We start from the raw sequence: 13,458 nt of genomic DNA, 5'->3' as shown, positions 1-13,458 counted from the left end.
GATAACGTGGCACCGTTATCATCGGAAGCGGGGCGACGGAAGGAGTCGCCCCCCTCGCGCGATCAGGAGACCGCCATGACCGAGACCACCACCACTCGCCGTGTCGCGATCGTCACGGGCGGCTCCCGCGGCATCGGCCGCGAAGTCGCGCTGCGCCTGGCCGCCGACGGCCAGGCGGTCGTCGTCGCCTACGCCGGCAACCAGGCCGACGCCGACGCGACCGTCACCCAGATCGCCGCCATCGGCGGTTCCGGCCTCGCGGTTCAGGCTGACGTCGCCGACGAGAAGGCGGTCCAGGAGCTCTTCGACGCCGCGGAGCGGGAGTTCGGCGGTGTGGACGTCGTGGTCAACTCGGCCGGCCTCATGATCCTGAACACCGTGGCGGACTTCGACCTCGACGCCCTTGACCGCATGCACCGCACCAACATCCGCGGCACCTTTGTGGTCAACCAGCAGGCCGCCCGCAGGCTACGCGAGGGCGGCGCCGTGATCAACGTGTCCTCGTCCCAGACCCGGATCGCCACGCCGACCTACGCGGCGTACGCCGCGTCGAAGGGTGCGGTCGAGGCCATCAGCCTGATCCTGGCCCGGGAGCTGCGCGGCCGCGACATCACCGTGAACGCCGTCGCGCCCGGCCCGGTCGCCACCGACCTGTTCCTCAACGGCAAGGACGAGGCGACCATAGACCGGTTCGCGAAGCTGAACCCCCTCGAGCGCCTCGGCTCCCCTCAGGACGTCGCCGAGATCGTCTCCTTCCTGGCCGGCCCCGGTCGCTGGATCAACGGTCAGACGATCTTCGCCAACGGCGGAGCGGCCTGACCCGCCGGCCGTACACCTCCGCGCGACCCCTCCGGGCACCGCACCGCACCGCCGGTCCGTCCGCCGGACCGCCGGGTCGTCGACCCGCCCGGCACCCCGCACCTCGACCGCATCCTGCCCCGGCAGATCCACCACCTCGTGCCACCCCACCCCGACCCGGGGCCCGGACGCCACAGCCGCCGGGACCGGTCCCCATCAGCCCAAGGAGATCCGTCATGTCCCCCGTGTCCTCCGTCGTCCTGGTCACCGGTGCGAGCTCCGGATTCGGCGCGCTGGCCGCCCACGCTCTGGCCTCCGCGGGCCACACGGTCTACGCGAGCATGCGCGACATATCCGGCCGCAACGCCGAGCGTGCGGCGCAGGTACGTGAACGGGCCGCCCGCGAGGGCATCGACCTGCGGGTCGTCGAACTCGACGTGCTGTCCCAGGACAGCGCGGACCGCGCCGTCGCCACCGTCCTGAGCGAGGCCGGCCGGCTGGACGTCCTGGTCCACAACGCGGGCCACATGGTGCTCGGCCCCACCGAAGCCTTCACCCCGGAGGAGATGGCCGCGGTCTACGACACCAATGTGCTGGGCACCCAGCGGGTGAACCGCGCCGCACTGCCGCACCTGCGGGCGCAAGGACACGGTCTGCTGCTCTGGGTCGGGTCCAGCAGCACCCGCGGGGGCACCCCGCCCTACCTGGCGCCGTACTTCGCCGCTAAGGCCGCCATGGACGCCGTCGCCGTCAGTTACGCAGCCGAGCTCGCCCGCTTCGGCATCGACACCTCCATCGTCGTCCCCGGCGCCTTCACCTCCGGCACGAACCACTTCGCGAACGCGGGCCACCCCGCCGACACCGGCACCGTCGCGGCCTACGAGACCCGGTACGAGGGCCTGACCGAGCAGGTCGGCCGCGCCCTGGCCGCCATCACCCCGGCTGACGCCGACGTGGCGGAGGTGGCGCGCGAGATCGTCCGCGTCGTCGGGCTCCCCGCCGGCAAGCGGCCGTTCCGCACCCACATCGACCCCGCCGACGACGGCTCGGAGGCCGTCTCCGTGGTCGCCGACCGCATCCGCCAGGACTTCTACCACCGGATCGGCCTGGACGACCTGCTCAGCCCCCGCGCCGAAGCCTGACGGCCCCACAGCCGACCGGCTCAGCAGCCACCCGCCGCGGCCTCCCGGCGCACCGGACCCTTCGGGGGCCGGTGCGCCGGGAGGCACCGAGAAGGAGAACCGTCATGACCACCTCCGAGTTTCCCGAGCTTCCCGAGCCCGTACGGCGCGCCGTCGCCGCGGCGAACGCCCATGACACCGAGGCTTTCCTCGACCAGTTCACCGAGCACGGCGCGGTGGACGACTGGGGCCGCCGCTTCGAGGGCCGTGAAGCGGTCGAGGGATGGAGCGACCGCGAGTTCATCGGCGTCAAGGTCTCCCTGAAGGTCACCGCGGTGACCCGGCGGGGGGACCAGGTGATCGTCTCCGCCCAGGTCGGCGGCGACGGATTCAACGGCCCGTCGGACTTCGCCTTCACCGTCGAGGGCGACAGGGTCGCCCTGATGAGGATCACCGGCTGACAGGCAGGTGCCGGGACACGCGAACGCCCGGTGGGGAACCGTCACATGACGGCTCCCCACCGGGCGTTCTTCTGCAGCGGACCGGCCGCGGCGGCCTGAGCCGCCGCGCGTGGCGGCTCAGGCGGAGTGCGTGATGCGGTCCAGCAGCTCGTTCAGCAGGATGCGTTCACCGGGCGTGAGGATCTCCCCGATCTCGGGGAGCACGGCCTTGAAGGCGACGGTACGGGCGATCGACCGGCGCTCCTCCTCGGCGGCCTCCTCGGGCTCCGCGGTGGTGATGGCGGCGAGTATGGCCTCCCGCGTCCGGGGCGACAGCTCCGGGTCGCGAGCCTCGGGCACCGTGGCGATCAGCGTCAGGACGACCCCGCAGCCGGCCGAGTGGATCATCAGCATGGCGCGTTCCACGTCGACGCTCAGCCGGCCCGCCTCGGCGACCCGGGTCACCAGGCCGCGGAGGACGTTGAAGGACTCCGTCACGGCCGCCGGCTCGGCCCCGGGCCTGGGCTGACCGAACATCAGCTGGTATATCTCCGGGTTGGCCACACCGAACTCGATGTGCAGGTCCCAGCCCCAGCGCAGGTCCTCGACCGGGTCGGTGGCCCGCACCCGGTCGGTCTTGCGGTGCAGGTAGTCGGCGAAGCCCTCCGCCGCGACGGCGTCGAGCAGGCCCTGCATGTCGCCGAACTGCCGGTAGATGGTCGGCGGCTGAACGGCCGCCGCCTTGCTGACCGACCGGGTCGAGACCGCGTCGCGGCCGCCCTCGGCGAGCAGGGCAGCGGCGGCGGACATGATCCGCTCTCGGGTGGTCGCCCTTTCCTCCATGAATCGACGATAACAGAAATTTGTTACCAAGGGAAACTTCTCGGTCGTCAGACCGTGGAGGAGTGGCCGGGTGTGCCCGGCCGCCCCTCCACGTCCCGCGTGCCGGGAGGGTCACTTGGCGGGGCCGGAGCCCTCCCCGTGCAGCGCCTCGCGCAGCGCCGTGGTGGCCTCGGCCACCGCCTTCTTGTTGGACTCGGTGCCGCGGAGGGCGTTGAGCATCATGAAGTCGTGCGTGATCTCGGGGTAGTGCGTGAGCTGGACGGGCACACCGGCCTTCCGCAGCTTCTCCGCGTACGCGGTGCCCTCGTCGTGGAGGACGTCGGAGTCCGTGATCATCAGCGCCGGAGGCAGGCCGCGCAGCTCGTCGACCGTGGCGCGCAGCGGGGCGGCCAGCGGGTTCTGCCGGTCCTTGAGGCGGGGGGCGTACGCGTCCCAGAACCACTTCATCGCGGGCTTGGTGAGCCAGCAGTTCTCCGCGAAGCGGTTGTACGAGGCGGTGTCGAAGTTCGCGTCCGTGACCGGGTACAGCATCACCTGGCGGCGGAAGTCGGGTCCGCCGCGCTGCTTGGCCATCATCGCCACGGCGGCGGTCATGTCACCGCCCACGGAGTCGCCGGCGACGGCCAGCCGCGAGGGGTCCACGCCGATCTGGCCGCCGTGGTCGGCGACCCACTTGGCCACGGTGTACGCCTGCTCGATCGGCACGGGGAACTGGGCCTCGGGCGAAGGGGTGTAGTCGACGAAGACCACCGCCGCCTGCGCGCCGTTGGCGAGCTCGCGCACCAGGCGTTCGTGGGTCTTGAAGTTGCCCAGCACCCACCCGCCGCCGTGGATGTAGACGATCCCGGGCAGGTCCCCCTTGGCGCCCTCGGGCCGTACGACGTGCACGGACACCGGGCCGGTCGGTCCGCCGGGCACGGTCCGCTCGCTGATCTGCGCAGGGAGCATGTCCACCGGGCCCGCCTGCAGCTTGTTCAGCACCTCCCGGGCGGCCGTGTAGGAGAGCGTGTACAGCGGCGGGCCGTCCGCCGCCGCCAGCTGGTCGAGGAAGTCCTGGTCCTGCGGGTCCAGCCGCACCGGCGGGTTGCCGCACGGCACCTTCGGCGCGGGCGTGTCGGCGGGCACCGCGTGGTCGACGCGCAGGACGTTCGTCGCCCTCTCGCCGCAGGCCGTGAGGCCCGCGGCCGCCGCGAGGAGGACTGCGACGGCGTAGCGTGCCTTGCGTCGCGTTATGGACCGGACGTGCGGACAGGTCATTGCGGTCTCCGAACCGTGGTCGGTCGATGGCCCCCACGTGAGCAGCCTGCGGAGGCGGTACGGTCCGGACAACCGGGGATGGGCCGGGGGAGTGGCCCGCGGGCGTCGGCGCCACGCGGCCTCACCGGGCCCGGAGGGTCAGACCACGACGAGGTCCCAGGCGGTCATCGCGTCGGCGAGCCGCAGGTGGGGGGCCGCTTCGGCGAGCCGGCCCTGACGCTCCAGCGTGCGCCCGAGGAGGAGGTGCGCGTGCGCGTCCTGCGGCTCGGCACGCAGGAGGTCGCGCAGCTCCGCCTCGGCCCGCGACAGCTGCGCGGAGAAGTAGTACGACCGGGCCAGCAGCATGCGCACCGCCATGTTGCGGGGTGCCACGTCCACGATGGACGCGAGCGTCCGGGCCGCGGCGGCGTAGCGCTGCCGGTTGAAGAAGAGCACGGCGCGCTTGAACGTCTCCGTGGTCGGACTGCTCATGTCGGTGCCCACTACTGCATCACCTCGGTCGAAGGACGGTCTCCTTGGTATGCCTTCCAACCGGGGCAAGTGTCTGATTTGTTCCACTCCGCCCCTTGATCTGCCGGAATCTTTGTGTGCCCGCCCGATCACCGTACGTGTCGTCCGGAGTCGGATGGGGCCCGGCCGGGTTGCGCGCCTCACCCTCCTGGGGGAACGTGACTTCGAGGCCGCATGGCCGCACGTCCGAGGATCTCCCGCCGTCCTCCGCTCTCCTCCGCTCCCGTTCTCCGCCGCACAGCGGCCCCTCGGGACGCCGGCAACCGCGCCCCCGCATCCCGCGACCCCGCAGCGGCACTCCGGACCGCATCCTCGCCCACGACCGCCACCACCCCCGGCAGCGGCCAGGAAGGCAGAACGACATGCCACTCCTCCGCACCCTCGCCCTGACTGCCGCGTCCGCCGCCCTCGCGACCGTGGTCGCGGCCGCCCCGGCCACGGCCGCCGCCGGCGCCGCGACGGCCCGGGCCGCCCCTGGCGGCGCCGCCCCGACCTACGCCACGGTGCTCGTCACGTGCTTCGGCCGGGGACTGGTGATGCCCCCGGACTTCCTCCTGGCCTGCGGGGACGGGAACGACCGGCTGGGCGGTCTGTACTGGTCGCACTGGGGCAGCGAGTCGGCCGTGGGCACCGGTTACGAGGAAGCCAACGACTGCGATCCGTACTGCGCGGCAGGCCACTTCCACACCTTCCCGGTCAAGATCAGGCTCTCCGAGAGCAAGCCCTGGCCCGAGGACCCGCACCTGCGGCACTTCACCAAGCTCACGATCACCTACCCCGACACCGAACCCTCCTGGCCGCACGACCCGGTCCGCGAGCTGTGGGACTGAGCGGGCGCGCGACGGCGCAGGACACGCCGACGGCCCCCGCGTCGCGGGGGCCGTCGGTCGTTCCTCGATGATCTTCAGTGGATATGGCTCTCAGCGGTAGAAGCCTCCGTAGAAGCCGGTCCCGTAGAAGCCGGGGTAGAAGCCGTAGTAGCCGCCGTAACCGCCATAGCCGCCGTAACCCCCGTAGCCGCCCCAGCCGTAGCCGTTCCCCCAGCCCCAGCCGCCGTGGCCGCCACCGTGGCCGCCACCGTGTCCGCCGCCCCAGCCGCCGCCGTGGTCGACGACGGACTGCGCGGTGGTGGGTGCTGTCTGTGGCGTCGCCGCGCTGGCCGCGGTGGCTCCGGCGAAGGCGAGCAGGGGCGCCACCACGGCGGCGGCGGCGATCCTGCGGATGGTAAGCGTGCGCATGACTCCCCCTTCGGGGATCTGGACTTCGGGTCGCGGTCCGCACGGAGCGGGCCGCCGTCGCGCCGGATCGTGCGCGTGACCCCGGCGCAGATGGGGGTGCGGGCGTCTGGTGCGGACGCACCTCACGGACGTGGAACGCCGGAACAGATATCTGTAGTTGAAGACGTCCCTATATGAACGGTAGGCACGTTTTGTGCCGTCCGTCAAAGGGATCCGACAAAAAGTGCATATTGGTATCTTTTGCTCTACTGTGACGCCCTTTCAACCGTGCGTACCGCATAGGTTCCGTTGCGTCAGCGGCCGCCCAACGGGCCCTCGGACCAAACTGGTTGAGGCCGCGGTGCGACCCCTTCCGCCACGAGTCCCCCGTGACCGCAGGGGCTGATATGGCAAATGCGACAGAAGGGGCAAGTGATGCCAGTGGGGTGTAGGGGAATTTCCCTCCGGAATCCGGAAGAGATGAATCCGCTTCGCTGTCAAGCGCTTCCGCCCCTCCGGCGGCACCGCTGCGTCCCCATGTGGTCACTCCGGGCATCCGTCGCATGTCGCGCAGCTGTTGCGCGTCGGTAACGCTTCAAAATCGCTGGTCGGCGATTTGTTAACACCATTGACATATCCGCGATCGCTGCATACGGTCCTGCGTCGAAGCGCTTCGACGCGTCGCATCGAAACCATTCGATGGACGCCTCACTCGTTCGGCCCAGGTGGAGGTCACTTCAATGTTGAAGGTGCGCAGACCGCTGGCTCTCGCAGCAGCTGCCCTTGCGGGCGCCATGCTCATCACTTCGTGCGGAAGCTCGGACGGGGGTGCGGAGGGCGACGGCAAGACGCTGAAGCTCTGGCACTACGAAGCCCCGAACAGTGCCATGGGCATCGCCTGGAACCAGGCGATAGAGGAGTTCAAGAAGAGCCACCCGGGCGTCAAGGTCGAGTTCGAGGCCAAGGGCTTCGAGCAGATCCAGAAGACCGCCTCGATGGTGCTCAACTCCAGCAACGCCCCTGACCTCATGGAGTACAACAAGGGCAACGCCACGGCCGGCCTGCTGGCCAAGCAGGGCCTGCTGACCGACCTCACCCCGCAGGTCACCAAGTACGGCTGGGACAAGCTGCTCAGCCCCAGCGTCACCACCACCAGCCGCTACGACGCCAAGGGCGTCATGGGCTCCGGCAACTGGTACGGCATCCCGAACTTCGGTGAGTACACGATGGTGTACTACAACAAGGACCTCTTCGCGAAGAACAACGTGAAGGTCCCGACCACGTTCAACGAGTTCGAGCAGGCGCTCGCCGCCTTCAAGGCCAAGGGCATCACCCCGCTCGCCAACGGCGGCGCCGAGTACCCGGCCCACCAGTACCTGTACCAGCTGGCCCTGACCAAGGCCGACCGCAGCTGGGTCGACTCCTTCGAGCTCTACAAGGGCAAGGCGGACTTCCACGACGCCGCCTGGACGTACGCCGCCAACACCCTGTCGGACTGGGTGAAGAAGGGCTACATCGCCAAGACGAGCAGTGGCGCCAAGGCCGAGGACGCCGGCGTCTCCTTCATCGGCGGCAAGTCCCCGATCTTCTTCTCGGGCAGCTGGTGGTACGGCCGCTTCCGTGACGAGAACAAGTTCCAGTGGGGCTCGTTCCTCTTCCCGGAGTCCAAGATGACCCTCGGCTCGGGCGGCAACCTCTGGGTCGTCCCGAAGAACGCCAAGAACAAGCAGCTGGCCTACGACTTCATCGACATCACGATGAAGAAGGGGATCCAGAACACCCTCGGCAACAACGGCGGCGTGCCCGTCGCGGCCGAGCCCTCGGCGATCACCGACCCCAGCTCCAAGGAGCTGATCGAGAACTTCAACAAGGTCTCGGACCAGGACGGTCTCGCCTTCTACCCCGACTGGCCGGTCCCCGGCTTCTACGACGTGCTGGTCTCGGCCACCCAGAAGCTGATCACCGGCAGCGGCACCCCGGACCAGGTCCTGGACGAGCTGCAGAAGGCCTATGACGCGGGTGCGCCCACGTCATGAGTGCCCGACCCCTCCGGCTGCGCAATCCCTACGCGCTGTACTTGATCCCGGGTGTCATCGCCTTCCTGGCCGTCGTGATCGTGCCGTTCGTGATGAACATCTACTTCAGCTTCACGCACTGGCAGGGCGTCGGCTCGCCCACCTGGGCGGGGCTGGAGAACTACCGGGAGCTGATGAAGGACTCGCGGTTCTGGGAGTCCTTCCGGCACAGCGTCGCCATGGTCCTGGCGATGGCGGTGATCCCCACCGCCGTCGGCCTGGTGGTGGCCGCGGCGCTGTTCGACTTCATCGGCAAGCACTTCGGTTCGAAGCTGGCCAGCGTGCTGCGTGCCTGCTTCTACCTCCCGCAGGTCCTGCCCATCACCGTGGCGGGCATCGTCTGGAGCTGGATCCTGGCCCCCGAGAACGGCTCGCTCAACGAGCTGCTGAAGGCGGTCGGCCTGGGCTCGCTCCAGCAGGACTGGCTGGGTGACCCGAAGTTCGCGCTCTACAGCGTGATGGCCGTCATGGTCTGGGTGCAGCTGGGGTTCCCCGTCGTGATCTTCATGGCGGGACTCCAGCGGGTCGATCCCTCGCTCTACGAGGCGGCCGAGCTGGACGGGACGAACTGGTGGCAGCGTTTCTGGCACGTGACGCTGCCCCAGATCCGCCCCGAGATCTACGTGGTGATGCTGTGGTGCACCATCGCGGCCCTCAAGGTCTTCGGCGCGGTCTACGTCCTCACCAAGGGCGGACCCGCCGACTCGACCATCGTCCCGTCCTACTTCTCCTTCTCGACCTTCTTCGAGAAGACCGACGTGGGCTACGGCTCGGCGATCGCGACGGTCCTCACCCTGATCATCCTGGCGCTGACCACGGTCGGCCTGCGCTTCCAGACCCGATCGGAGGACGCACAGTGAAGGCGCTCAAGCGCTACCCCGTGCTGGTGGCCATGATCCTCGGCGCGATCTTCATGGTGCTGCCGCTCCTGATCGTGCTCATCAACGCGCTGAAGTCGCCCGCCGACTACTCCGCGCACGGCCCGCTCTCGCTGCCCCACGGCCTCCACCTGGACGGCCTGACGGACTTCTGGACCCGGGTCAACTTCGGGCACACGCTGATCAACTCGATCGTGATCTCAGGTTCGGTGGCCGTGTTCGGCGTCATCCTCTCGGTGCTGAACGCGTACGCGATCGGCATCGGGAGGATCAAGGGCAAGGCGTACTTCCTCGCCTTCTTCGTGCTGGCCAACGTGCTGCCGCAGGAAGCGCTGGTCTACCCGCTGTACTACCTGTCCAAGCAGGTGGGCCTGTACGACACCAGGCTGAGCCTGATCATCGTCTTCAGCGTCGTGCAGGCGGCGTTCGGCACCTACCTCCTCTCCTCCGTGCTCGGAGCCTTCCCGAAGGAGATCATCGAGGCGGCCAGGATCGACGGCGCCAACAGCTGGCAGATCCTGTGGCGGATGGTGGTCCCGGTCAGCCGGCCCACCCTGGGCGTCCTGCTGGTGTTCTTCTTCATCTGGACCTGGAACGAGTTCCTGCTGCCCCTGGTCATGCTGCCGTCGAACGACAACCAGACCGTCTCGGTCGCGCTCGGCGTGCTCCAGGGTCAGCGTCTGATGGACGCGACGATGACCAACGCGGCCGGCCTGCTCGGCGCGCTGCCCGCGATCGTCTTCTTCCTGCTCTTCCAGCGGACCCTCACCCGCGGCATCGCCGTCGGCGCCGTGAAGTGATCCGCGCCCGGACCACCGTGTCCGTGGCCCTCCACCCGGGCGGATGACCTCCCCGCGGCCCGCCCACGGCTCTGCCTCCCCGCTGCCTCCCCGCTCCGCGGCAGGAGGCAGAGCCGGCCCCACCTGCTCCCACACGTACCGAGAACGCCGGTGGCCGCCCACCGGGAAAGGCATCGACCATGAAGTTCACCAACGGGTACTGGCTGCTGCGCGAAGGCGTCACGGCGGCGTATCCGGCCGAGGTCCTCGATGCCGTCCCGGGCCCCGGAACGTTGCGGGTCCACGCGCCCACCCAGCACATCCGGCACCGCGGCGACCTGCTCAAGGGCCCGCTCGTCACGGTCGACTGCACCGCGCCCATGCCCGGTGTCATCGGTGTGCGCATCACCCACTTCGAGGGCGACGTCGAGACCGGGCCGCACTTCGAGCTGCACCACGAGTCGCACGAGCCCCTCGTGACGGTCGACGAGGAGCAGGCCGTCCTGACCTCCGGCGACCTGAGCGTCCGCTTCCGCCTCGACGGCGAGTGGCGGATGGAGTTCCAGGCCGACGGACGCACCCTCACCAGCAGCGACGTCAAGGCCATGGCGCTGATGGAGACCGCCGAGGGCGAGCACCACGTCCGCGAGCAGCTCCGGCTGGCCGTCGGCACCTCCGTCTACGGGCTCGGCGAGCGCTTCGGCCCGCTGGTCAAGAACGGCCAGACCGTCGACATCTGGAACGCCGACGGCGGCACCAGCAGCGAGCAGTCCTACAAGAACATCCCGTTCTACCTGACCGACGCCGGCTACGGCGTCTTCGTCGACGACCCCGGCAAGGTCTCCTTCGAGGTCGCCTCCGAGCAGGTCTCGCGCGTCCAGTTCAGCGCCGAGCGGCAGCAGCTGCAGTACTACGTCATCCACGGCCCCACGCCGAAGGAGATCCTGCGCAAGTACACCGCGCTCACCGGCCGTCCGGCCCTGCCGCCCGCCTGGTCCTTCGGGCTGTGGCTGACCACGTCGTTCACCACCTCCTACGACGAGCAGACCGTCACCGGATTCGTCGAGGGCATGGCCGAGCGGGACCTGCCGCTGTCGGCCTTCCACTTCGACTGCTTCTGGATGCGCGAGTTCAACTGGTGCGACTTCGAGTGGGACCCGCGCGTCTTCCCCGACCCCGAGGGGATGCTGCGCCGGCTGAAGGAGCGCGACCTCCACATCTGCGTGTGGATCAACCCCTACATAGCCCAGCGCTCACCGCTGTTCGCCGAGGGCAAGGCGGCCGGCTACCTCCTCAAGCGCCCTGACGGCGGCGTGTGGCAGTGGGACCTGTGGCAGCCCGGCATGGCCCTGGTCGACTTCACCAACCCCGACGCCTGCGCCTGGTACGCGTCCAAGCTCGAGGCCCTCCTCGACATGGGCGTCGACTGCTTCAAGACCGACTTCGGCGAGCGCGTGCCCACCGACGTCGCCTGGTTCGACGGCTCCGACCCGGAGCGCATGCACAACTACTACACGCAGCTGTACAACAAGACCGTCTTCGACGTGCTGCGCAAGCACCGCGGCGAGGGCGAGGCCGTGCTCTTCGCGCGCTCGGCCACGGCCGGCGGCCAGCAGTTCCCCGTGCACTGGGGCGGCGACTGCGAGTCCACGTACGAGTCGATGGCCGAGTCGCTGCGCGGCGGCCTGTCGCTCGGCCTGTCCGGCTTCGGCTACTGGAGCCACGACATCGGCGGCTTCGAGGGGCTGCCCGACGCGGGTCTGTTCAAGCGCTGGACCGCCTTCGGCATGCTCTCCTCGCACAGCCGGCTGCACGGTTCCTCGTCCTACCGCGTGCCGTGGCTGTTCGACGAGGAGGCGGTGGACGTCCTCCGCCACTTCACCAAGCTCAAGCTGAGCCTCATGCCCTACCTCTACGGTGCCGCGCACCAGGCGCACACCGAGGGCGTCCCGATGATGCGGGCCATGGTGCTGGAGTTCCCGGACGACCCGGGCTGCGCCTCGCTGGAGCGCCAGTACATGCTCGGCGGGGACCTGCTCGTCGCGCCGGTGTTCTCCGAGGACGGCGAGGTGTCGTACTACGTGCCCGAGGGCACCTGGACCCACTTCACGACCGGCGAGAAGGTCACCGGTCCGCGCTGGGTGCGCGAGACCCACGACTACCTGAGCGTCCCGCTGCTGGCCCGGCCCGGTTCCGCGATCCCGGTCGGCGCGGTCACCGACCGCCCCGACTACGCGTGGGCGGACGACGTCACCGTCCGGGTCTTCGAGCCCGCCGACGGCTCCCGCACCACCGTGCGGATCCCCCGCGAGGACGGCACGGCCGCGGCCGAGATCACCGTCGTGCGCGAGGGCTCCACGCTGCGGGCCGAGACCTCCGACGCGTCGCTCCCGTGGGGCGTCGAGGTGGCCGGCGGAGCCTCCGTGCGTGCGGCGGCCGGTACCGCCGTCCTCACCCTTGAGCTCGCGGGCTCCTGAGGGCGGTCTGCTGCACGCACGTACGGGAAGGGAGTTGCATGGTCAAGATCACTGACGTCGCGCGGCACGCCAACGTGTCGCCGAGCACCGTCAGCTACGCCCTCAGCGGCAAGCGGCCGATCTCCCCGGAGACCCGGCGGCGCATCGAGGACAGCATCCGTGAACTGGGCTACCGGCCGCACGCCGGAGCCCGCTCCCTGGCCAGCAGCAGGTCACGGGTGCTCGGTCTCGTGCTGCCCCTCCGGAAGGGCATCCACGTGCCTGTGGTCATGCAATTCGCCACGTCCGTGCTGACCGCCGCCCGGGAGCACGACCACGATGTCCTCCTCCTCACGCAGAGCGAGGGGGAGGAGGGCATCATCCGGGTCGCCCAGAGCGCCATGGCGGACGCCTTCATCATCATGGACGTCGAGATGGACGACCGCAGGCTGCCGTTGCTGCGCACCATGGACCGGCCGTCCGTGCTGATCGGTTTCCCCTCCGACCCGGCCGGGCTGACCTGCGTCGACCTGGACTTCGCGGGTGCCGGCGAGGCGTGCGTGGAGCACCTCGCCTCGCTCGGCCACCGGACCGTGGCCCTGGTCGGCTCACCCCCCGAGGTCTACGTCCGCGGCACCGGGTTCGCCCGCCGGGTCGCCGCGGGATTCACGGCCGCCGCCGACCGGCTCGGCCTGCGCTCGTCCGTCCACCCCTGCCCGGAGACCCCGGCCGCCGCGCGCGCCATGGCCGAGCAACTGCTGCGCGAACAGCCGGGGCTGTCCGGGATCGTCGTCCACAACGAGCCGATCACCCAGCCCCTGATCGCCGCCTTCCAGGCCATGGGCCTGCGGGTACCGGAGGACCTGTCGGTCGCCGCGATCTGCCCCGACGAGACCGCCGAGCAGGCATCGGTGCCCATCACCTCCGTGTCGATCCCCTCAGCCGAGATCGGCACCCGCGCGGTGGACCTCCTGTTGGCCAAGCTCGCCGGCCGTGACGACGTGCCGGAGACCACCGTGCTCTCCGCGGTCCTGACCCCCCGGGCCACGACCGCCCCGCCGGCGGCCGTGGCCCCGTGACCGGC

13 protein-coding genes are annotated in these 13,458 nt (G+C 69.9%); 9 read left to right on the top strand and 4 right to left on the bottom strand.

The genetic code is table 11. The features are described 5' to 3' along the window. Positions 1-75 precede the first annotated feature (75 nt). The 3 genes from ABZ312_RS07805 (at position 76) to ABZ312_RS07795 (ending at position 2,380) form a co-directional block, all read left to right on the top strand. On the top strand, positions 76-819 hold the full coding sequence (locus tag ABZ312_RS07805; protein ID WP_500324655.1) for an SDR family oxidoreductase: 744 nt from the start codon (positions 76-78) through the stop codon (positions 817-819). Positions 820-1,034: 215 nt separating this feature from the next. After that, positions 1,035-1,940, top strand: coding sequence for an SDR family NAD(P)-dependent oxidoreductase (locus ABZ312_RS07800; protein WP_500436799.1), 906 nt, complete (start codon positions 1,035-1,037; stop codon positions 1,938-1,940). A gap of 104 nt (positions 1,941-2,044) precedes the next feature. Continuing rightward, positions 2,045-2,380, top strand: coding sequence for a nuclear transport factor 2 family protein (locus tag ABZ312_RS07795; protein WP_500324659.1), 336 nt, complete (start codon positions 2,045-2,047; stop codon positions 2,378-2,380). A 117-nt stretch (positions 2,381-2,497) separates the two neighbouring features. Here ABZ312_RS07795 and ABZ312_RS07790 read toward each other — a convergent pair whose 3' ends face one another. The 3 genes from ABZ312_RS07790 to ABZ312_RS07780 form a co-directional block, all read right to left on the bottom strand. Further along, positions 2,498-3,202, bottom strand: coding sequence for a TetR/AcrR family transcriptional regulator (locus tag ABZ312_RS07790; RefSeq protein ID WP_500324661.1), 705 nt, complete (start codon positions 3,200-3,202; stop codon positions 2,498-2,500). 111 nt (positions 3,203-3,313) lie between these two features. After that, positions 3,314-4,459, bottom strand: coding sequence for an alpha/beta hydrolase (locus ABZ312_RS07785; RefSeq protein WP_500356328.1), 1,146 nt, complete (start codon positions 4,457-4,459; stop codon positions 3,314-3,316). Positions 4,460-4,597: 138 nt separating this feature from the next. Further along, the gene (locus tag ABZ312_RS07780; RefSeq protein WP_179279764.1) at positions 4,598-4,930 is read right to left on the bottom strand and encodes a tetratricopeptide repeat protein; all 333 of its coding nucleotides are present in this window, start codon (positions 4,928-4,930) and stop codon (positions 4,598-4,600) included. 401 nt (positions 4,931-5,331) lie between these two features. Between ABZ312_RS07780 and ABZ312_RS07775 the strand changes: the two genes are divergently transcribed. Further along, on the top strand, positions 5,332-5,799 hold the full coding sequence (locus tag ABZ312_RS07775) for a hypothetical protein (RefSeq protein WP_500324665.1): 468 nt from the start codon (positions 5,332-5,334) through the stop codon (positions 5,797-5,799). A 90-nt stretch (positions 5,800-5,889) separates the two neighbouring features. Here ABZ312_RS07775 and ABZ312_RS07770 read toward each other — a convergent pair whose 3' ends face one another. Continuing rightward, on the bottom strand, positions 5,890-6,207 hold the full coding sequence (locus ABZ312_RS07770; RefSeq protein ID WP_500436797.1) for a hypothetical protein: 318 nt from the start codon (positions 6,205-6,207) through the stop codon (positions 5,890-5,892). Positions 6,208-6,980: 773 nt separating this feature from the next. Here ABZ312_RS07770 and ABZ312_RS07765 point away from each other — a divergent pair. From ABZ312_RS07765 to ABZ312_RS07745, 5 genes are all read left to right on the top strand, one after another. Beyond that, a complete protein-coding gene (locus tag ABZ312_RS07765) occupies positions 6,981-8,222 on the top strand; it encodes an ABC transporter substrate-binding protein (RefSeq protein WP_500324668.1) in 1,242 nt (413 codons plus the stop codon). Next, a complete protein-coding gene (locus ABZ312_RS07760) occupies positions 8,219-9,121 on the top strand; it encodes a carbohydrate ABC transporter permease (protein ID WP_500324670.1) in 903 nt (300 codons plus the stop codon). The genes ABZ312_RS07765 and ABZ312_RS07760 overlap by 4 nt, the downstream gene beginning before the upstream one ends. A 32-nt stretch (positions 9,122-9,153) precedes the next feature. Then, the gene (locus ABZ312_RS07755) at positions 9,154-9,939 is read left to right on the top strand and encodes a carbohydrate ABC transporter permease (RefSeq protein WP_499517024.1); all 786 of its coding nucleotides are present in this window, start codon (positions 9,154-9,156) and stop codon (positions 9,937-9,939) included. 179 nt (positions 9,940-10,118) lie between these two features. Then, positions 10,119-12,395, top strand: coding sequence for an alpha-xylosidase (gene yicI, locus ABZ312_RS07750; RefSeq protein ID WP_500324672.1), 2,277 nt, complete (start codon positions 10,119-10,121; stop codon positions 12,393-12,395). 38 nt (positions 12,396-12,433) lie between these two features. Further along, a complete protein-coding gene (locus tag ABZ312_RS07745; RefSeq protein WP_500324674.1) occupies positions 12,434-13,453 on the top strand; it encodes a LacI family DNA-binding transcriptional regulator in 1,020 nt (339 codons plus the stop codon). Positions 13,454-13,458 lie beyond the last annotated feature (5 nt).

It is taken from the genome of Streptomyces sp. NPDC006207 (assembly GCF_040613835.1).
Classification (GTDB): Bacteria; Actinomycetota; Actinomycetes; order Streptomycetales; family Streptomycetaceae; genus Actinacidiphila.
This window is presented reverse-complemented; position numbering and strand designations above follow the sequence as displayed.